Here is a 19,640-nt window from a genome sequence, read left to right on the forward strand (position 1 = left end):
CTGGCCTGGGTTCGACTGGCCAGTGTATGCAGAGCGTTCGGGTGTTCCCGGCCGACCGCCCCCGGCGGCCGCGGCAGCCTTCGCGGTGTGCTGTTCAGCGGCCCTGGAGACGGGCCGAGCTGGTCCGGGCCGACCCGAGCTTCTCGTAGAGACGCGCTCCGGGGCATTCCGTCATAAAGCCGTCCCGATGGCCTGAAATGACGTTGAGGGTGACTTTCTTGCCCTTCTTGTACTTGTTTCCGCCGGCCGAGACGAGCGTGGTCCGGCCGCTGGGGTCGACCCCGAACAGGCCGAGTTTCCAGGCGGTGAGCTTCGCGACGGCGTTCACCGCCGCGGCGGGCGGGTTCGACCGGCTGAAGGTTCCGATCACCGCGATGCCCATGCTGTTGCTGTTGAAGCCGCGCGTGTGCGCTCCCAGGACGGCCTTCGTCACGCCTCCGGCGCGTCCTTCGTAGATGTTTCCGCACTTGTCGACGGCGAAGTTGTACCCGAGGTCCCGCCAGCCGTTGCTCTTGACGTGGTAGCGGTAGATGCCGCGCAGGACCGACGCCGCCTGGGAGCAGGTGTAGCTGTTGCCCGTGGCGCTGTGGTGGATGAACGCGGCCTTGACGGTCTTGGTGTAGGCGAAGGCGCGTTCCCTGAGCTTCTCGTCGGCGCCCCAGCCCTTGCGGGTGATGATGCGCGGGCGGGGCCCGATGAACGGCTGGGCGCCTGGCACGAGTCCGGCCTCCTTCTCGCCGCGCGCTTCGCTCTCCGCCCTGCCCAGGGCGTCGAGCACCCGCACGTCGGGCGGTGCGGTGCGGGCGTCCCCGCCTGACTCGGTGTCCGCTGCGGGGAACTGCTGCGGGTCCTCGCCGGGGTCGACGAGTTCCAGGCGCAGACCGGTGGGCAGCGGCTCGACGGGTGCGGTCCGGTCCTGCGGGCCGGTGGTGTCCGGGCGTACCCGGGCCGCGACGCCGTCCGATGCGCCGACCCAGAGCGGGGCGGTGGAGCCGCGCACGGTGCCGGCCTCCCGCTCGTCGGTCCCCGGGTCGGCGCCGTGTTCGGCGTCGTGCGTCTCCAGGTCCTGCCAGTCCGACCACCTGGTGGTGCCGATGGTGCGGGTGCGGACCTGGACGGTGCCGTGGAGTTCGACGTCCACGTCGTCCCAGACGACGCCGACCAGGGAGAAGGGGTGGACCTCACGTTCTGTCAGCCCCTGTTCGCCGGTCCGGGTGGCTTCGCCGCCGTCCCGGTCGGACGGCGTGGGCAGCGGCGACATCGGCAGGGACTGGGTCGAGCCCGCGATGCCGGCAGGCTCGGCGGCGACGGCCGGTACGGCCGGCGGCAGGGCGAGAACGGCCGCGCAGGCGACGCCGATCGAGGAGGCGAGGAAGGCACGCATACGCATGATCCTGGGCACAGTCCGGCTGCTCCGGCTACCGCGATGATTCCGCGCCCGTGACGGACCGTCTGCCGAACCGGTGTACCGGGCATCCGCGACTCCCGCCCGCCCCGGCGTCGGCGCGTACCCTTGCGCGGATGAACGCCAGCGACCGTACCCCTGCCGACCTGCTGCGTTCCGCGCTCGCCGCGGACCCGGCCCGCCCCTTGGTCACTTTCTACGACGACGCCACCGGAGAACGCGTGGAACTGTCGGTGGCCACCTTCGCCAATTGGGTGGCCAAGACAGCCAACCTCCTGCAGGGCGACCTCGCCGCGGAACCCGGCGACCGGCTCGCCCTTCTGCTGCCCGCGCACTGGCAGTCCGCGGTCTGGCTGCTGGCCTGCTCCTCGGTGGGTGTGATCGCCGATGTGCAGGGCGACCCGGCCGGCGCCGACCTGGTCGTCACCGGCCCGGACACGCTGGAGGCGGCGCGTGCCTGCCGTGGCGAGCGGGTCGCCCTGGCCCTGCGCCCGCTGGGCGGCAGGTTCCCGCAGACACCCGACGGCTTCCTGGACTACGCGGTCGAGGTGCCGGGCCAGGGCGACCGATTCGCCCCGTTCGCGGCCGTGGACCCGGACGCCCCCGCACTGGCGGTGGGCGGCGTCGAGCTGACGGCGACGCAGCTGGTGGCGCGGGCCCGCGAGGATGCGGCCGGTCTCGGCCTGACCGCGGGAGCGCGGCTGCTGACCGGCCGCACGTACGGCACCTGGGAAGGCCTGAGTGCGGGGCTGTTCGCCCCGCTGGCCGCCGGGGCGTCCGTGGTGCTGTGCCGGCACCTGGGGCAGCTGGGCGAGGACGGGCTGGCGGCACGTGTCACGAGCGAACGGGTCACCAGCACCGCGGTATGACAAGCGCCCTGAACATCGCTCTTCCAGCCCAGACCGGTCGAGTCCTCAGGACTGTGCGTCAACTCCGGTACATGATCGGCGGTACGGACCACTCGGAACACAACCAAGCGTGAGGCTGAGCCGTCTACTTCTGCGACCGGCGACCCGACACGCCGTGAGACGTGAAGGATGGACGCGACGTGAGCGAAAGGGCCGGCTCGTCGGACGGATCCGACGACTCCGCTGCGGGCGAGGGCGCGTCGCGGCCGGGGGACGGTTCCGGCGACGCCGCCGGGCCTCCTCCCGGCCCGAGGCGCCACTGGTTGCGCTGGACGGCGCTCGGCGTCTCGCTCGTGGTCCTGGCCTCCGCGGGCCTCGGCTGGTGGCTGTACAGGAAGCTCGACGGGAACATCAGGGCCGACACCTCGGCGGCCGCCGAACTCAGGGCCTACGAGCGGGAGCGACCCGCATCCGTGGTGCGCCGGGCGCAGAACATCCTGCTCATCGGTTCGGACAGCCGGGCCGGTGACAACCGCGAGTACGGCCGGGACGACGGTGGCAGCCAGCGCTCGGACACCACGATCCTGCTGCACCTCGCCGCGGACCGCAAAAGCGTCACCGCGATCTCCCTGCCGCGGGATCTGATGGTGGAGATCCCGGTCTGCCACCGGGCGGACGGCACCACCACGAAGAAGCAGTTCGCCCAGTTCAACTGGGCCTTCAGCTTCGGTGGCACCGCCTGCACGACCCGTACGGTCGAGAAGCTGACCGGCATTCGGATCGACCACCAGATGGTCATCGACTTCAACGGTTTCAAGGACATGGTCGACGCGGTGCACGGCGTGGAGGTCTGCCTCAAGGAGCCGGTCGACGACGCCGACGCCCATCTGAAGCTCCCCGCCGGGCGCCACAAGCTCAACGGGGAGCAGGCCCTGGGGTTCGTACGGGCTCGCAAGTCCATCGGCGACGGCAGCGACACCGAGCGGATGGACCGCCAGCAGCAGTTCCTGGGTGCTCTGGTGAACAAGGTGCAGAGCAACGGGGTCCTGCTCAATCCGACCCGCCTCTACCCGGTCCTGGACGCGGCTACCAAGGCGCTGACCACGGACCCGGGCCTGGCCAGCCTCAGAGACCTGTACCGGCTGGTGCGCGAACTGCGCGAGGTACCGACCGACCAGGTGCAGTTCCTGACTGTGCCACGTCAACCGTATGCTGCCGACCCGAACCGGGACGAACTCCTCCAGCCCGATGCGGAACGTCTCTTCAAGAGATTGCGCGAGGATGCCCCGGTCGCCGTGGTCCCGGCGGACCGGCTCAAGGACGACGGAAAGAACAAGGGGAAAAACAATGCCGCGACCGATACCCCGGACGCTTCGGGACCGAGTCCCACGCCTACCTATTCGGGCAACAACGCAGCAGCCGACCTGTGCAAGCAGTAAAGCAATTCCCAAGCAGAAGCCGACAATCGGCACGTAATGAGCAGAATGACCAGTTGTAAGGACCGTGGAATTTGTCACGCTCGTCGCCCCATCCCGAACTGGGCCGATAGTGTGACGCGATCCGGTGTTCCCGGCCGCCAGGCCGCGCACTTCTGGAGCGAAAGATCGAGCGCCTGACCGGGGAAGGCGCCTCACGTGGCACCGACGGAGGACTCAAGCAACCGTGGATGCGCAAAGCCGTGGGCGGGCGGATGAAATCGACCCCGCAGACCAGTGGGTACTCAACCCGCAAACCGGTGATTACGAACTGCGACTGAATCATTCCGGAGCGGAATCGGCCAATGTTCCCCAGTCGCCGTCCGGCCCGCGCGTCCCCCGTCGCAGGACACCGGACCGCGACGACGACGCGCGCGGGGACACGGCCCGTCACGGCAGCGGCGAACGCCGCGGGCCGGAGCGTGACAGGCAGGCGTCCGCCCCGCGCCGCGAGGTGCCGGGACAGCGCGGCCGTCGCCCGGAGAACGGGCCGCGCAGCCAGGAGAAGTCCGGCCACGCCCAGAACGCGGGCCGCCGCAGCCGCAAGGCCCCCAAGGCGCGCCGCAAGAAGGCACTGCTGTGGACGGGCGGCGCGATGGCCTTCGTGCTGGTCGGCCTGTCCGTCGGCGGATACGCCCTCTACCGGCACTTCAACGGCAACCTGAGCACCGTCGACGTCGGCAACGCCGGCAACAAGAACGTCGTCACCGCCAACGCCCCGATCAACATATTGATCATCGGTACCGACAAGCGCACCGGTAAGGGCAACGAGGGCTACGGCGACAAGGGCAGCGTCGGCCACGCCGACACCAACATCCTCTTCCACGTCTCCGAGGACCGCACCAACGCGACAGCGCTCAGCATCCCGCGCGACATGATCACCGACATCCCGGACTGCACCGTCAAGGAGTCGGACGGCACGGAGAAGGTCATCCCGGGGACGCAGAACGTCCGATTCAACGTCAGCCTCGGCCAGGACGGCCGCAACCCGGGCTGCACCATGAACACGGTCAAGGAGATCACCGGCCTGCAGGTCGACCACTTCATGATGGTCGACTTCAACGCGGTGAAGGAACTGTCCACCGCGGTCGGCGGCGTCAAGGTCTGTCTGGCCAAGGCGGTCAAGGACAAGGACTCGCACCTGGACCTGTCGGCGGGCGAGCACCGGATCCAGGGCGAGGAGGCGCTGGCGTTCGTACGGACCCGGCACAGCTTCGGCAATCAGAGCGACCTGGACCGGATCAAGGTGCAGCAGCAGTTCATCGGCTCGATGATCCGGCAGATGAAGTCGGACGACACGCTGACCAGTCCGACCAAGCTGTACAAGCTGGCGGACGCCGCGACCAAGGCCCTCACGGTCGACAAGGCCATCGGCACGGGGACCAAGCTGGTGTCGCTCGCCAAGGAGCTCAGCAAGGTCGACACCAAGAACATCACCTTCGTGACGGTGCCGGTGCTGGACAACCCGGCGGAGAAGGTCCATGCCACCGTGGTGGTGAACCCGGCCAAGGCCGACCCGCTGTTCGCCATGATGCGTGAGGACACCTCGCTGACCGAGGTCGCGGCACAGAAGAAGGCCAAGAAGAGCAAGCAGGACGCGCTCCTCAAGGGCACCAAGGCCGCCGCTGCCGACGTACGCGTCGATGTGTACAACGGCGGCGATATCCCCGGGGCCGCTCAGGCGACGGTCACCTGGCTGCAGAACGAACAGGGTGTGCCCAAGTCCACGAACAAGGCCAACGCCCCGGCGAAGGCCGACAAGACGACGCTGGAGTACGCACCGAACCAGGCGGACCAGGCCCGCGCGCTGGCCGCCATGATGGGCCTGCCCGGCTCGGCCATGAAGCAGGGCACCACGGATGCCGAGGATCTCCAGCCGATGGTGCTGACCCTGGGGGCCGACTTCAAGGCGGCGGGCACTTCCATCACGGCACCGGCAAAGGCGCCGGACGGTATTCAGCAGGCAAACGCCGACAAGGCAGAGTGCGCCAAGTGACGTCCGGTCACTGCGCCACACCACAAGTCTGAGCAGCAGGGGGGTCCTGGTGGGACGGAGCGGTACGCCCGGAGAGGAGACGCGACCACGCGTCCGGCATGCCGGTCAACTCGGCTGGGACGACGGGCTCTACGAGGATGCGCCGGGGAAGTCCCCGGACTCCGCCGACGACGGCAGGCAGCCTGCCGCGGCGGACGACGGTCACCGGCGCGGCGGGCAGAAGCGGAACGGCAGGAAGCGCGGGCGCCGGGTGCTGCGGTGGATCGCCGCCGTTCTCGCGCTGTTCATAGTTGGCGGCGCGGGCGCCGGATATCTCTACTACAGACACCTCAACGGCAACATCAAGAAGGCGGACCTGACGCTCGGCGACAAGAAGATGGCCGATCACAAGGCCAACTCCGCCGGTCAGACCCCGCTGAACATCCTGCTCATCGGCTCGGACGCACGGGACTCCGAGGAGAACCAGAAGCTCGGCGGGGCCAAGAGCACCTTCGGCGGGGCGCCGCTGGCCGATGTACAGATGCTGCTCCACGTCTCCGCGGACCGCAGCAACATGTCGGTGGTCAGCATGCCGCGCGACACCCTGCTGAACATCCCGAAGTGCACCGATCCCGAGACCGGTCACGTCTACCCCGCGACCACCGGTCTGGCGATGACCAACACGACGCTCGGCCGCGGCGGTCCCGGGTGCTCCGTGGCCACCTGGTACGAGCTGACCGGCATCACCATCGACCACTTCATGATGATCGACTTCGCCGGTGTGGTCTCGATGGCCGATGCGATCGGCGGCGTCCCCGTCTGCGTCAAGGGCAACGTCTACTCCCACACGAGCACGGGCAAGGGCTCCGGGCTGAAGCTGGAGAAAGGCACCACCAAGGTCAAGGGCGAGCAGGCCCTGCAGTGGCTGCGGACCCGCTACGGCTTCGAGGACGGTTCCGACCTCGGCCGCACCCACGCCCAGCACATGTACATGAACTCGATGGTCCGTGAGCTGCGCAAGGGCACCAAGCTCACCGACCCGGGCAAGCTGATGAGCCTGGCCGAGGCGGCGACCAATGCCCTGACAGTCGATCAGGACCTCGACACGGTCAAGAAGTTGTACGACCTCGCGGGCGAGCTCAAGAAGGTGCCCACCGAGCGGATCACCATGACGACGATGCCGAACGTCTACGGAACGGGCGTGAACAGCGGCCGGGTGCTGCCCAAGCCCGGCGAAGCCGATCAGCTGTTCCAGATGGTCCGCGACGACATCCCGCTCGACGGCAAGGCCTCCAAGCGCACGACCACGACCGCCAAGGAGCCGACGTCGCCCGTCGCCGAGATCCCGGTCAGCGTCCGCAACGGAACCCGCACCGCCACCGAGTATCCGGTCAAGGGACGCGCCTCGGCGGTCAAGGAGCTGCTGGTCGGGAAGGGCTTCGCGCAGGCCACGGTCGACGCGCAGAACACCGAGGCGGCGACGCGGACGGGAGTGCTCTTCCCCAGCGTGGACATGGAGGGCAACGCCCAGGCCGTCGCCAAGGCACTCGGTGTCCCGCTGACGGCGGTGAAGAAGTCGACCGAGGTCTCGGGGATCACCCTGACCGTGGGGGCCGACTGGCGCGAGAGCGGGGACTACACCGCGTCGGACTCGGCGGAAACGACCCCGGAGAGCGCCCGCGCACTGAACGGCGACGACGAGACGGCGTGCATGGACATCCAGCCGGGCTTCGGCTGGTAGCCCGGGAGCGAGCACCACGCACGGTGGGGGCCTTCCGGAACATCGGAAGGCCCCCACCGTGCGTCGGCTGCTGGTGCCTGTTGCGGCACTAGACCGTGACGACCGGGCGCCGGCTGGCGATGACCTTCCTGGCCAGCGAGCGCGGGCTGGTCAGGAAGCCGTACCCCCAGGACATGTGCATGGTCGCGAGGGCCACCGGGATCTGGGCCCGCGCCTTCAGCGACAGGCCCTTGCCCGCCGGGACGGACCCGGCGACGATCGCCGCCACGTACCCGGCGGGGACGACGAACGCCCACGGGGTGACGGCCGCGCCGACCACGATGCCGGCCGCGATCGCGCAGACGGCGGTGGGCGGCGCCAGGTAGCGCAGGTTGATCGAGCCGGAGTGGTAGCGGGCGACGACGTGCCGCCAGCGGCCGTAGTCCTTGTACTGCTTGGCCAGCGCCTTGATGGAGGGCCGCGGCCGGTACTGCACCTTCAGCTCGGGCGAGAACCAGATCAGGCCGCCCGCCTCGCGGATGCGGAAGTTCAGCTCCCAGTCCTGGGCGCGGATGAACTCCACGTTGTAGCCGTCCGCCTTCTCCAGGGCCTCGCGGCGGAACACGCCGAGATACACGGTCTCCGCCGGACCCGCCTGGCCGCCGGTGTGGAAGGCCGCGTTGCCGACGCCGATCCTCGACGTCATGGCCGCGGCGACGGCGTCCTCCCAGGCGTTCTCGCCCTCAGCGTGCATGATGCCGCCGACGTTCTGCGCACCCGTCTCCTCCAGGAGACGGACAGCCGTCGCGATGTAGTTCGGCGAGAGCATGCCGTGACCGTCGACCCGGACGACGATGGGGTGCCGGGATGCCTTGATCGCGGCGTTGAGGGCGGCGGGGGTGCGGCCGGTCGGGTTGGGGACGGTGTGGACCCGCGGGTCCTCGCGTACCAGCTCAGCGGCGATCTCGTCGGTGCGGTCCGTGGACGGGCCCAGCGCGATCACCACCTCCATCTCTCCCGCGTACTCCTGCTCCAGGATGTGCCGGACGGAGTTCCTGAGATGGCGTTCCTCATTGAGCACCGGCATGATCACGGAGACGGCGGGGTGCTGCGCGGCAGACATGGTGGTCCTCGGGTGGTCCTCGGGGTGCGCCGGCGGTTCGCTCCCCACCGGGCGGGGTTGCTCGGCCGACACGTTACCGCGAACGAGGGACAGCGGCGCGTGGCACCGGGTCGCTTCGCGGTGCGCTGATCATACGGACCTACTGTGCGAACGGTCCCCCCTGCATCGCGGAGGTTCCCCCGTGCCCACACCGCACCCCTCCCCCCGTCCGCCGCGCTCCCGCCCGGTTCCGCCGCGGCGCAGGCCCAGAAAGCGGAACGGACGGCCCCGCTGGGCGATGCGGATGGTGACCGGTGTCTCCGTGGCCGTGCTCGGTGCGGGCGGCATCGGCCATGCGATGGTGACCGGCCTGGAGACCGGGATCGACCGGATCGACCCGTTCAAGGACATGAAGAACCGGCCTCCGGCCGGCCACGGCACGAATCTGCTCCTCGTGGGCACCGACGGCCGCGACAGGATCACCCCGAAGCAGAAGCAGGCCTACCGGCTGGGCGGTGCGCCGTGCAACTGCACCGACACGATCATGCTGGTGCATCTGTCGGCGGACCGGAAGCATGTGAGTGTCGTCTCGCTGCCGCGCGACACCTACACGGAGATCCCCGAGCACAAGGACCCGGCCACCGGCCGGACGCACTCCGCCCACTCGACGAAGCTCAACGCCGCCTACACCGAGGGCGGACCCGGCCTGACCGTACGGACCGTCGAACGCCTGACGGGAATCAAGATCGACCACTATCTGGAGGTCGACTTCACCAGCTTCATGAAGACGGTGGACACCCTCGGCGGCGTCCGGATCTGCACGGCACGACCGCTGAGGGACTCGTACACCGGCCTCGATCTCGCCGCCGGCACGCACGACCTGGACGGCGGCCAGGCGCTCCAGTACGTGCGCTCGCGGCATGTCGACGGGGCGGCCGACCTGGGCCGGATGCAGCGCCAGCAGAAGTTCCTCGCCTCACTGATCAGGCAGGCGACCCGCAGCGGCGTACTGCTGAACCCGGTGAGGTTCCGGGAGGTCGCCTCCACGGTGCTGAACTCGGTCCGGGCCGACAAGGGCTTCGGTACGGAGCAGATGCTGGAGCTCGGCCAGGCGATGCGTGGCTTCTCCCCCGCCTCGTCCGAGTTCGCCTCGGTGCCGCTGGTCAACACATCCAAGCCGGTCAACGGCATCGGCTCCACCGTCAGCTGGGACCGGGCGAAGTCGAAGAAGCTCTTCCGGGCACTGCGCGAGGACCGGCCGCTCACCTCAGGACGACCCGAGAAGTCGAACGCCGTGAAGGTCGGTGTCGCCCCTCAGCAGATCCGGGTCCAGGTGTACAACGGGACCCCCAAGGACGGGCTCGGCAGGACGGTCGACGCCGCCCTGCGCGCCACCGGCTTCGACACCACGCAGACTCCGCTGAACGGTGGGCCGCACGGCCTGAAGCACACCTTGATCAGCTACGACCCCCGCTGGGACGAGTCCGCGAAGTCCCTGGCCGGTGCGCTGCCCGGGGCCGAACTGCGGGCGGTGCCGGGCCAGGGGGCCACGTTGAGGGTGACGGCGGGCACGGACTTCGAGAAGGTGCGGCGGGTGCGGGCCGAGGAGCGGAAGGGCGAGTTCGGCACGGCCACGGGCGACCAGATGACCTGCCCGTGACCACACAGGGGCCGGAGCTCAGTCCGCGAAGCCCTCCGCCGTCCGCTTCTCACGGAGTTCCTTGATCGCACGGCGCCGGGCGAGGCGGTGGGTGCGCCGGATCTGCGCCTCCTGGTAGCGCCGCTTGTCGCGCTCCGTCTCCGGGATCACCTGCGGTACCGGGCGCGGCCGGCCGTCCGCGTCGACCGCGGTGAACACCAGATACGCGCTGCCGACCTGCTGGGCGGGGGTGGATTCGTTCCACCGCTCGGCCATGACCCGGACGCCGACCTCCATCGAGGAGCGGCCGGTCCAGTTCACCTGCGCCCGGACGTGAACTAGGTCACCCACACGGACCGGCTCCAGGAAGACCATCTCGTCCATCGAGGCCGTCACCGCGGGGCCGCCGGAGTGCCGGCCGGCCACCGCACCCGCCGCGTCGTCCACCAGTTTCATGATCACACCGCCGTGCACCGTGCCCAGCAGATTGGTGTCGCTGCCGGTCATGATGTGGCTGAGAGTGGTCCGGGAAGCGGCGGTCGGCTTGCCCGGGATGCCACCCTCCGGGCGTGAGGCCTGATCTGTCATACGGTCCACCTTATGCGGGGACTTCAGCCCCTCGGCAATGCATCAGCTTCGCAACAGCCCTGATGCGATTTTCCGCACACCCTGTAAGAGCGGTACGCCCGGCCTGCACACTGGGTCACATGAACGATTGGCCCGAGGGCTGGACCGACGACAACCGCAGCGGCAACCGCTACGGGCAGGGCAGCGGCAGCGACCGGCCCGAGGACGCCCGGGTGATGCGGCATGTGCAGCGCCGTCCCGCACCGCAGCAGCAGCGCTCCGTACCGCCCCGGCCGCAACGGCCGGCGCCGCCGCAGTACTCCCCCGCCCAGGACGCCGGCGCCGGGTACGACAGCGGTTACAACACGGGCCAGGTCTACGGCAACGGCGGCGGGGGCCACGGCGGCGGTCACGGTGACGGCGGTCACAGCGGCTATGGCCACGGTGACCGCGGCCACGTCCAGGGGAAGCCGGCGCCCGACTGGCGCCGCCGAATAAAGATCGGCGCGCTGTCCCTGGTCGTCGTCGTGCTCGCGGTCTCCATCGGCACGTACTTCTGGGCCGACTCCAAGCTCAAGCGCGAGGTGGACCTCTCCAAGGTCATCGAGCGCCCCAAGGCCGGCGACGGCACCAACTACCTGATCGTCGGTTCCGACAGCCGGGAAGGCATGTCGGCCGATGACAAGAAGCGGCTCCACACCGGTTCCGCCGAGGGCAAGCGGACCGACTCGATGATGATCCTGCACGACGGATCGAACGGCCCGACGCTGATCTCGCTGCCGCGTGACTCGAACGTCGAGATCCCCTCGTACCGAGGCTCCGAGTCCGGCAAGCTCTACCCGGCCCAGGGACGATTCCGGAAACTGAACGCCGCGTACGCCGAGGACGGACCCGAACTCCTCGTCCGTACCGTCGAGTTCAACACCGGGCTGCACATCGACCACTACGTCGAGATCGGCTTCGGCGGCTTCGCCAAGATCGTGGACGCGATCGGCGGGGTGGAGCTGGACATCCCCAAGGCGTTCAAGGACAAGAAGTCCGGTGCCGACTTCAAGGCCGGCAAGCAGACCCTGAACGGCGAGCAGTCGCTGGCCTTCGTCCGCACCCGGTACGCCTTCGCCGAGTCGGACCTGGCCCGGACGAAGAACCAGCAGAAGTTCCTCGCGGCGCTGGCGAGCCAGACGGCGACGCCGTCCACGATCCTCAACCCGTTCAAGCTGTACCCGACGTTGGGCGCCGGCCTGGACACCCTGATCGTGGACAAGGACATGTCGCTCTGGTCCCTGGGGAAGATGTTCTTCGCCATGAAGGGCGTCACCGGCGGCGACGGCACCTCGATGAACATGCCGATCTCGGGCTCCACCGGCGGCAACCTGGTCTGGGACAAGGCCAAGGTCAAGCAGCTCGTGGAGCAGCTCAACAACGACGAGAAGGTCACCGTCTCCGACAACTGACCGCAGACCTGGAACAGGGCCCGGACGGTTCGCCGTCCGGGCCCTGCTTCCTGTGCGGCGCCCCCGGGAGGCCCGGTCCGATCCGGACGAAAGGCCTCAGGAGCTGTAGGAGACGTTGCCCCACTCGTCCATGCTGGGATGGATCTGCATGGGCTCCTGGATGTCGATGTCCGAACGCCGTGGACCTTCCGGGCCCGTGGGACCGACGCGCATCATCCGTTCGATCCGGGCGATCTCGAAGCAACGTCCACGCACCTCCAGCTCGTTGGGCCGCACCCGCCGCGTGAACGCCTCCGCAGCCCGCGCATACACCGCGGCCTCCTGCTCGTCGACCTCCCCGGTCAGCGGCAGGACGGTCTTCAGATACTGGGCCAGTGAGCGCCGTGCGTCCTGCGGGGTGGGGTGCTGGATCGACGCCATCGACCAGGACTGCTCCTTGCGCTCCATCACCCGGAAGGCGACCGGCAACAGCACCAGGCCCGGATGGGTCCGCAACGCCCGTTGCGAATCCGCCAGCACATCGGCGGGGAAGCGCTCCGAGGTGTACACCAGCGGCAACAGGTCCATCCGGTCCAGCCCCTCCGTCAGCCCCACCGCCGCCGCGTGGTCGATGACGAAGCCCTTGGTGGTCGAGGGCGTCCGCACCCCGGGGTCCCAGCCTTCCGAGTCGACGTCCGTGGGCCTGGGGGGCTCAAGGCGTCCCTCACCGGTCCGGGCGAACTCGTCGGCACGCACGACGCGGTAGCGCGTATCACCGACGGTCAGTTCATTCAGCGGCTCGGTCTCCAGCCGGGCCACCGCGTCCAACAGGATGCGCCGCTGACGGGGGTCGTCCGTTTCGTCCTTGGCCTTGAACCAGAGATAGGAGTTCAGCTCGTCGCGGGCATCCTGCGGATAGCCGGTGTCCATGTCGGTCAGCAGCCGCCACCGCGGCCGCTCGCCGCGACGCTGCTCGGCAATGCCGAAGAGCGGCCCCCGGACCACGATCTTCCCGTACGTCAGGGACGCGGCGAACGCATCCGCCTCGGTGACCAGGGACACCGGGTCGTCCCGGCGCTGCACATTGATGACGAGGTGATCCAGCGGTACCTCGTGGTGATCGGTCATGCACCCAGTGTGCCGATCCCGAGGACGGGAGGTGGGGGGAATGCGGGAACGCGGCTCCGGTGCGTACGCAGCCGACGGATCCTCACGGGGCCGACGGTTTCCGGCCGAGCGAGGTCAGCGCCCGGCGGCGTAGGAGACAAAGCCCGACCAGGCGTTGGGCCCGAAGACAAGGCGAGGGCCCTGGGCGTTCTTGGAGTCTCGAACGTGAACCGTGCCGGGGGCAGCGGCGACCTCGACGCACTCGCTGCCGTTACTGCTGTCGCTGTGGCTGCTCTTGACCCACTCCAACGCGGAACCGTCCCTGGCAGACAGCTTGCGAATCATGTCTCTCCCAACACTTTCTCGATGAAAGCCATCGACTCCCTGGGGCTGAGAGCCTGGGCCCGGATCATGCCATACCGCAGCTCAAGGATTCGGAGTTGCTTCGGATCGGAGACAGGGCGACCACCGAACGCCCCGTCGGAGCGTCCCACAGCCGTACCGTCCTTGAACTTAAGCACCTGAATCCCTCCGTCGATTCCCGCATGCTCCTCGCGGTCGGTCGGCATCACCTGAACCGTGACGTTCCGCAACTCGCCGATCTGCAGGAGGTGTTCAAGTTGGCGGCGCAACACCATCTTGCCTCCAAGCGGGCGCCGGAGCACGACTTCTTCCTGGACGAATCCGAGCGTCGGAGCGGGTGACCGCTCGAAGATGGACTGTCGAGCCACACGCGCCGCCACGCCTCGTTCGACTTCATCCTGCGGATACGCGGGCTGCCGCATCGCAAACAACGCGCGCGCGTACTCGGCCGTCTGCAACAGGCCATGGAAACTACTGTTGCCGTAGGCCGACAGCTCCACTGCTCGGGCCTCCAGCTTGGCCAGCTCCCGGATCTTCTTCGGGTACCGGACCTCCGCCACGTCCCCCTTCATCGTCGCGAGCTTCCCGCCCGCACCCAGCACCGCGTCCGCCCGGTCCAGGAACTCCGGTCGAGGGATGCGACGGCCGCCTTCCACCTTGTAGACCAGGTCCTCCCCGTACCCGATCGCCGCCCCGAACTCACCGGCCCGCAGCCCCACCGACTCCCGCCAGGCCCTGATCTGGCGGCCCACCGCCGCGACCACGGCCGCCCCCGACTCGTCATCGGGATCGACGTCCCAGCCCGGCTCGTCCGCCCCGGCGTCGCCGCGTTCCATGCCGGTCTCGTCCACGCTCATCCGTGCCCCACTTCCGGTGTGCATGCTGTTTCGGGCCCAACCGCTGACGCCCTCAGCACGTCACCCCGGACAGCCGGGACAACACTGGACAAGAACCGGACAATCACCGTACATATGGGGCTCGTTGCTCTTCACGGTACGCAGGTACGGCCACGCTGGGTGACGTGAAGCAGTACGCCACCCGAACCGAACATTCCGCTCCAGCCAGGAAGTTCACCGTGGGCGACCCGAGGAGACGTAAAGCCTCGAAACCCGGAGCGCCTCTCCTGTCGAGGATCACCGGGGGGGGTTAGGGTCGGCCAACTCGCATGGACCAGAACGGAATACGGAGGATAAATGATCAAGGGACTCGACCGACTTGAGGTCATCACGCTCTTCGTCGAGGACGTCATCGAGGCGAAGCGGTTCTACCAGGACGTCTTCGGCCTCGAAGTGGTCTACGAGAACGAGGACTCCGCAGTGGTCAAGCTCAACAACACGATGATCAACCTGCTGGTGACCGAGAACGCACCGACCCTGGTCGAGCCGCGTCCGGTTGCCGCCCCGGATGCCGGCGCGCGGCTGCTGTTCACCATCGAGGTCGAGGACGCCGACGCCGTGTGCGCCGAGCTCGTGGAGCACGGCGTGGCCCTTCTCAACGGTCCGACCGACCGCCCCTGGGGCCGCCGCACTGCCGCCTTCGCCGATCCCTCCGGCAACGTCTGGGAGATCGCCCAGCTCATCTCCGGCGAGGCTTCCGATCAGCCCCACAGCACCGTGGTGCGGTAGATCAGTCGCTGACTGGTGTGGCGGTTGCAGAGCGTACGGGTGTGCATGGTCGCCTCGTTGTCCCACATCGCCACATCGTCAGGATCCCCTGCGGGAACGCCGCCCGGGCCAACGCCGCGGTGTGCGCCGGAATCTCTGGCAGCCTCTTCTGCCGCATCGACATCCACGTCACCCCCACTGCCGCACGACAGGACAGCGGCCGCACGGACGATCACCCGCGCACCGTCACCCCGCACGGAATTGCGCAGCAGGGTCCTGGAGGGAAAACGCCCTCCTCCGATACCCGCCCCTTCACTCGCGCGGGTGAAGCAGGGCAACTCGGCTGGCTTTCATGCAGGTTGGCGTGCCTATGCTCGCCGCGACAGCGTCAGACATACACGCCTTCCCCGGAGGCGCCACGCCATCATCCGGGGTCCTCGGCATCGACGTCCGGCACTCCGCAGGCAGCCGCTTCCTGCCCGAGCCGAGACCGGCATCAGGCGCCTGCACCGCTCCCCCACCCCGGCCGCTGTGGCGACTGCCGGTCAGGGCGCCGCGCAGCCGCCGGACGAAACAGCCACTCACCCCGAACGGACGTACATGGTCAGCTCGCCCCACGAGGCAATGCACCGCATCTTCCAGGAGTATCCCGGCCTCTTCTCCCGCGTCTCCGAAGTGCTCGGGGTCGACATCCCACCGCCAATCTCGGCGACCGCCCTGCCCACCGACCTCACCGAAACGCGGCCTCTCGAACGCCGGGTGGACACCCTTCTGCGCATCGATACGGAGCACGACGGCCCCTTCGTCCTCGCCGTCGAAGCCCAGGGCAAGAAGGACCCTTCCAAGACCACCAGCTGGCCGTACTACGTCTCGTATCTCCACAACAAATACGCGCTGCCCGTCCTCCTGCTGGTCGTCTGCCAGGACCGGGCCACCGCCGAATGGGCGGCACGCCCCGTTTCCATCGGCCTCCGCCAATGGCAGACGCTCTCACTGAACCCCCTCGTCGCGGGCCCGCACAACATGCCTGTGATCAAGGATGTGGCCGAGGCCCGCAAGGACCTGGCACTGGCCACGCTGGCGACGATCACACACGCCGACAATCCGGACGTCGATGCCATACTGAAAACCCTGTCCGCCGCACTGCGGGACACACCGGAAAGCATCGCCGACCCCATCGTCGAACTCACCGCACAGGGCCTGGGCAACCGCCCGGCCGCACAACAGTGGAGGAACCTGGTGGCCGTGGACCTTTCTTTCTACAAGTCGCCCCTCTCGGAAGAACTCCGAGAAGAAGGCCGAGCCAAAGGCCTGGACGAAGGCCGAGCAGAAGGCCGAGCAGAGGGCCGAGCAGAAGGCCTGAACGAGGGCCGGGCAGAGGCCCGAGCCGAAGGGCTCCTCCTCATGCTCGGCGTTCGCGGTATCACCGTCACCGACGAGATCCGCCAGAAAATCACCAACTGCGACGACCCCCAACTCCTACGCCAGTGGCTCCACCGCGCCACCACCGCCACCACCGCCGAAGAAGTCTTCGCCACCCAGTGACCTGACCCCGGCCGCCTTCCGGGCGCTGCTCAGACCAAACGGACAAGCCCCGGCCTTGCGACCGGGGCTTGTCCGTTGCTTCGACTACGCGGCCGGCTGGGCGCCGGCCCTGCAAAAACCCTGCTAGGGAAGGTTCCTTGCCATCACGATCCGCTGGACCTGGTTCGTGCCCTCGTAAATCTGCGTGATCTTCGCGTCGCGCATCATCCGCTCCACCGGGTAGTCCCGCGTGTAGCCGTAACCGCCCAGCAGCTGGACCGCGTCCGTGGTGATCTCCATCGCGACGTCGGAGGCGAAGCACTTGGCCGCGGCGCCGAAGAAGGTGAGGTCGCCGTCGACGCGCTCGGACTTGGCGGCGGCCGAGTAGGTGAGCTGGCGGGCCGCCTCCAGCTTCATGGCCATGTCGGCGAGCATGAACTGGACGCCCTGGAAGTCGCCGATCGGCTTGCCGAACTGCTTGCGCTCCTGGACGTAGCCCTTGGCGTAGTCGAGGGCGCCCTGGGCGATACCGAGGGCCTGGGCCGCGATCGTGATGCGGGTGTGGTCGAGGGTCTTCATCGCGGTGGCGAAGCCGGTGCCCTCCTCGCCGATCATGCGGTCGGCGGGGATGCGGACGTTGTCGAAGTAGACCTCGCGGGTCGGTGAGCCCTTGATGCCGAGCTTCTTCTCCGGGGCGCCGAAGGAGACGCCCTCGTCCGACTTCTCGACGACGAAGGCGGAGATGCCCTTGGAGCGCTTGGTCGGGTCGGTGACGGCCATGACCGTGTAGTACTCGGAGACGCCCGCGTTGGTGATCCAGCGCTTCACGCCGTTGAGCACCCAGAAGTCGCCGTCGCGCACGGCCCTGGTCTTCATGCCGGCGGCGTCGGAACCCGCGTCGGGCTCGGAGAGGCAGTACGAGAACATCGCGTCGCCCTTGGCGAGCGGGCCCAGGTACTTCTTCTTCAGGTCCTCGGAGCCGGACAGGATCACCGGAAGCGAGCCGAGCTTGTTCACCGCGGGGATGAGGGAGGAGGAGGCGCAGGCACGGGCCACCTCCTCGATCACGATGACCGTGGCGAGGGCGTCGGCACCCGCGCCGCCGTACTCCTCGGGTACATGCACCGCGTGCAGGTCCGCCGCGGTCAGGGCGTCCCGTGCCTCCTGCGGGAAGCGCGCCTCCTCGTCGACCGCCGCCGCGTACGGGGCGATCTTCGCCTCGGCGAGCGCGCGCACCGTCTCGCGGAGCATCTCGTGCTCCTCGGCCGGACGGTACAGGTCGAAATCGGTCGAACCCGCCAAGACGCTCACTCCCCATAAATGCTAACTACCGTTAAGTAACTCAATTTTAGAGCGCCGCTCCTGCGATGGCCTATGCACCGCCCGCGTGAGCTTCATGACAGGGGTTCCGGAAGCTGTGCACACGGCCGGAAGCCGGGCCTCCGAAGGCACGACTATGCTCGTTGACCGCATGTCTGTCCGCATCTCCCAGGAGCGTTCCATGGCCCTCAGGATCACTGTGATCGGCACCGGCTACCTCGGTGCCACCCACGCCGCGGCCATGGCGGAACTGGGCTTCGAAGTGCTCGGCCTCGATGTTGTGCCCGAGAAGATCGCAATGCTGGGCGCGGGCAAGGTCCCGATGTACGAGCCGGGTCTCGAAGAGTTGCTCCGCAAGCACGTGGAGGGCATCGAGGGAGCCACCGGACGGCTGCGGTTCACCACCTCGTGGGAAGAGGTGGCGGCCTTCGGCGATGTGCACTTCGTCTGCGTGAACACCCCGCAGAAGCACGGCGAGTACGCCTGCGACATGAGCTACGTCGACAACGCCTTCGAGTCGCTGGCACCGCATCTGACCCGACCGACCCTGGTCGTCGGGAAGTCGACCGTGCCGGTGGGTTCGGCGGCCCGGCTCGCGGCGCGGCTGGCCGAGCTGGCGCCGGCAGGTGCGGAGGCGGAGCTGGCCTGGAATCCGGAGTTCCTGCGCGAGGGCTTCGCGGTGAAGGACACCCTGCACCCCGACCGTATCGTCGTGGGTGTGGCGAGCGAGCGGTCAGAGAAGCTGCTGCGCCAGGTGTACGCGGTGCCGATCGCCGAGGGGTCGCCGTTCGTGGTGACGGACTACCCGACCGCCGAGCTGGTGAAGACCGCGGCCAATTCGTTCCTGGCCACGAAGATCTCGTTCATCAACGCCATGGCCGAAGTCTGCGAGGCCGCCGACGGCGATGTGAAGAAGCTGGCCGAGGCCATAGGGCACGACGAGCGCATCGGATCCAAGTTCCTGCGGGCCGGGATCGGCTTCGGCGGCGGCTGCCTGCCGAAGGACATCCGCGCGTTCATGGCGCGCGCCGGTGAGCTGGGTGCGGACCAGGCGCTGACCTTCCTGCGCGAGGTCGACTCGATCAACATGCGGCGCCGCGGTCACATGGTGGAGCTGGCCAGGGAGGCGGTGGGCGGCGACTCCTTCCTCGGCAAGCGGGTGGCGGTCCTGGGCGCGACGTTCAAGCCGGACTCGGACGACGTGCGGGACTCGCCGGCGCTGAACGTGGCCGGGCAGATCCACCTGCAGGGCGGTCAGGTCACGGTCTTCGACCCGAAGGGCATGGACAACGCCCGGCGCGTCTTCCCCACCCTCCAGTACGCCGAATCGCCGCTGGACGCGGTGCGCGGCGCGGATGTGGTGCTGCATCTGACGGAGTGGCGCGAGTTCCGCGACCTGGACCCGGCGGAGCTCGGCGCGGTCGTATCGCGCCGGATCATGCTGGACGGCCGCAACGCGCTCGACAGCGAGCTGTGGCGCGGGGCCGGCTGGACGTTCCGGGCGATGGGGCGGCCGAAGGCCTGACGCATCGGCCCGGATCAGAGCCGCATCGGCCCG

At 68.6% G+C, this 19,640-nt stretch carries 16 protein-coding genes; 9 read left to right on the plus strand and 7 right to left on the minus strand.

The annotated features are described in order from the left end of the window. Nucleotides 1–94 precede the first annotated feature (94 nt). Nucleotides 95–1,384, minus strand: coding sequence for a peptidoglycan recognition protein (locus AB0L71_RS13930; RefSeq protein ID WP_365242475.1), 1,290 nt, complete (start codon nt 1,382–1,384; stop codon nt 95–97). A 137-nt stretch (nt 1,385–1,521) separates the two neighbouring features. On the opposite strand from AB0L71_RS13930, the gene AB0L71_RS13935 reads away from it, so the two are divergent. The 4 genes from AB0L71_RS13935 (at nt 1,522) to AB0L71_RS13950 (ending at nt 7,444) form a co-directional block, all read left to right on the plus strand. Beyond that, the gene (locus tag AB0L71_RS13935) at nt 1,522–2,274 is read left to right on the plus strand and encodes a TIGR03089 family protein (protein ID WP_365242117.1); all 753 of its coding nucleotides are present in this window, start codon (nt 1,522–1,524) and stop codon (nt 2,272–2,274) included. A gap of 179 nt (nt 2,275–2,453) precedes the next feature. Beyond that, nucleotides 2,454–3,692 (plus strand): LCP family protein, encoded by a 1,239-nt coding sequence (locus tag AB0L71_RS13940; protein ID WP_365242119.1) that lies wholly within the window; start codon nt 2,454–2,456, stop codon nt 3,690–3,692. 223 nt (nt 3,693–3,915) lie between these two features. Next, nucleotides 3,916–5,724 carry an LCP family protein gene (locus tag AB0L71_RS13945; RefSeq protein WP_365242121.1) on the plus strand — a complete coding sequence of 603 codons (1,809 nt, stop codon included), beginning with the start codon at nt 3,916–3,918 and terminating at the stop codon, nt 5,722–5,724. A gap of 49 nt (nt 5,725–5,773) precedes the next feature. Then, nucleotides 5,774–7,444 (plus strand): LCP family protein, encoded by a 1,671-nt coding sequence (locus tag AB0L71_RS13950; RefSeq protein ID WP_365242123.1) that lies wholly within the window; start codon nt 5,774–5,776, stop codon nt 7,442–7,444. 88 nt (nt 7,445–7,532) lie between these two features. On the opposite strand, the gene AB0L71_RS13955 is transcribed toward AB0L71_RS13950, so the two are convergent. After that, complete coding sequence (locus tag AB0L71_RS13955) at nt 7,533–8,546, minus strand: glycosyltransferase family 2 protein (RefSeq protein WP_365242125.1); 1,014 nt, start codon at nt 8,544–8,546, stop codon at nt 7,533–7,535. Nucleotides 8,547–8,823: 277 nt separating this feature from the next. Between AB0L71_RS13955 and AB0L71_RS13960 the strand changes: the two genes are divergently transcribed. Next, nucleotides 8,824–10,185 (plus strand): LCP family protein, encoded by a 1,362-nt coding sequence (locus AB0L71_RS13960; protein ID WP_365242127.1) that lies wholly within the window; start codon nt 8,824–8,826, stop codon nt 10,183–10,185. An 18-nt stretch (nt 10,186–10,203) separates the two neighbouring features. On the opposite strand, the gene AB0L71_RS13965 is transcribed toward AB0L71_RS13960, so the two are convergent. Continuing rightward, entirely contained in the window at nt 10,204–10,752 is a 549-nt protein-coding gene (locus AB0L71_RS13965) for an acyl-CoA thioesterase (protein ID WP_365242129.1), read from the minus strand. A 119-nt stretch (nt 10,753–10,871) separates the two neighbouring features. Here AB0L71_RS13965 and AB0L71_RS13970 point away from each other — a divergent pair, with 119 nt between their 5' ends. Beyond that, the gene (locus AB0L71_RS13970; protein ID WP_365242131.1) at nt 10,872–12,185 is read left to right on the plus strand and encodes an LCP family protein; all 1,314 of its coding nucleotides are present in this window, start codon (nt 10,872–10,874) and stop codon (nt 12,183–12,185) included. A gap of 96 nt (nt 12,186–12,281) precedes the next feature. Here AB0L71_RS13970 and AB0L71_RS13975 read toward each other — a convergent pair whose 3' ends face one another. The 3 genes from AB0L71_RS13975 to AB0L71_RS13985 form a co-directional block, all read right to left on the minus strand. Then, nucleotides 12,282–13,292, minus strand: a complete 1,011-nt coding sequence (locus AB0L71_RS13975) for a DUF5954 family protein (RefSeq protein WP_365242133.1) — start codon at nt 13,290–13,292, stop codon at nt 12,282–12,284. 114 nt (nt 13,293–13,406) lie between these two features. Continuing rightward, complete coding sequence (locus AB0L71_RS13980; protein ID WP_365242135.1) at nt 13,407–13,616, minus strand: DUF397 domain-containing protein; 210 nt, start codon at nt 13,614–13,616, stop codon at nt 13,407–13,409. Further along, nucleotides 13,613–14,491, minus strand: coding sequence for a helix-turn-helix transcriptional regulator (locus tag AB0L71_RS13985; protein ID WP_365242136.1), 879 nt, complete (start codon nt 14,489–14,491; stop codon nt 13,613–13,615). Before AB0L71_RS13985 ends, AB0L71_RS13980 begins: the two co-directional genes overlap by 4 nt. 336 nt (nt 14,492–14,827) lie before the next feature. Here AB0L71_RS13985 and AB0L71_RS13990 point away from each other — a divergent pair, with 336 nt between their 5' ends. After that, nucleotides 14,828–15,259: a VOC family protein gene (locus tag AB0L71_RS13990; RefSeq protein WP_365242138.1), complete on the plus strand. Its 432-nt coding sequence runs from the start codon at nt 14,828–14,830 to the stop codon at nt 15,257–15,259. A 579-nt stretch (nt 15,260–15,838) separates the two neighbouring features. Further along, nucleotides 15,839–16,783, plus strand: a complete 945-nt coding sequence (locus AB0L71_RS13995; protein ID WP_365242476.1) for a hypothetical protein — start codon at nt 15,839–15,841, stop codon at nt 16,781–16,783. 123 nt (nt 16,784–16,906) lie between these two features. Here AB0L71_RS13995 and AB0L71_RS14000 read toward each other — a convergent pair whose 3' ends face one another. Next, on the minus strand, nt 16,907–18,064 hold the full coding sequence (locus tag AB0L71_RS14000; protein WP_365242478.1) for an acyl-CoA dehydrogenase family protein: 1,158 nt from the start codon (nt 18,062–18,064) through the stop codon (nt 16,907–16,909). A gap of 199 nt (nt 18,065–18,263) precedes the next feature. Here AB0L71_RS14000 and AB0L71_RS14005 point away from each other — a divergent pair, with 199 nt between their 5' ends. Next, the gene (locus AB0L71_RS14005; protein ID WP_365242480.1) at nt 18,264–19,607 is read left to right on the plus strand and encodes a UDP-glucose/GDP-mannose dehydrogenase family protein; all 1,344 of its coding nucleotides are present in this window, start codon (nt 18,264–18,266) and stop codon (nt 19,605–19,607) included. The last annotated feature ends 33 nt before the right edge of the window (nt 19,608–19,640 follow it).

The organism is Streptomyces sp. NPDC052052 (assembly GCF_040680455.1).
Classification (GTDB): Bacteria; Actinomycetota; Actinomycetes; order Streptomycetales; family Streptomycetaceae; genus Streptomyces.

What these genes read in the sequence shown, in the direction of transcription:
- AB0L71_RS13970 (WP_365242131.1), top strand. Translation starts at nt 10,872, where the DNA reads ATGAACGATTGGCCCGAGGGCTGGACCGACGACAACCGCAGCGGCAAC.
- AB0L71_RS13930 (WP_365242475.1), bottom strand. Translation starts at nt 1,384, where the DNA reads ATGCGTGCCTTCCTCGCCTCCTCGATCGGCGTCGCCTGCGCGGCCGTT.
- AB0L71_RS13965 (WP_365242129.1), bottom strand. Translation starts at nt 10,752, where the DNA reads ATGACAGATCAGGCCTCACGCCCGGAGGGTGGCATCCCGGGCAAGCCG.
- AB0L71_RS13980 (WP_365242135.1), bottom strand. Translation starts at nt 13,616, where the DNA reads ATGATTCGCAAGCTGTCTGCCAGGGACGGTTCCGCGTTGGAGTGGGTC.
- AB0L71_RS13995 (WP_365242476.1), top strand. Translation starts at nt 15,839, where the DNA reads ATGGTCAGCTCGCCCCACGAGGCAATGCACCGCATCTTCCAGGAGTAT.
- AB0L71_RS13955 (WP_365242125.1), bottom strand. Translation starts at nt 8,546, where the DNA reads ATGTCTGCCGCGCAGCACCCCGCCGTCTCCGTGATCATGCCGGTGCTC.
- AB0L71_RS13975 (WP_365242133.1), bottom strand. Translation starts at nt 13,292, where the DNA reads ATGACCGATCACCACGAGGTACCGCTGGATCACCTCGTCATCAATGTG.
- AB0L71_RS14005 (WP_365242480.1), top strand. Translation starts at nt 18,264, where the DNA reads ATGGCCCTCAGGATCACTGTGATCGGCACCGGCTACCTCGGTGCCACC.
- AB0L71_RS13990 (WP_365242138.1), top strand. Translation starts at nt 14,828, where the DNA reads ATGATCAAGGGACTCGACCGACTTGAGGTCATCACGCTCTTCGTCGAG.
- AB0L71_RS13985 (WP_365242136.1), bottom strand. Translation starts at nt 14,491, where the DNA reads ATGAGCGTGGACGAGACCGGCATGGAACGCGGCGACGCCGGGGCGGAC.
- AB0L71_RS13960 (WP_365242127.1), top strand. Translation starts at nt 8,824, where the DNA reads ATGCGGATGGTGACCGGTGTCTCCGTGGCCGTGCTCGGTGCGGGCGGC.
- AB0L71_RS13935 (WP_365242117.1), top strand. Translation starts at nt 1,522, where the DNA reads ATGAACGCCAGCGACCGTACCCCTGCCGACCTGCTGCGTTCCGCGCTC.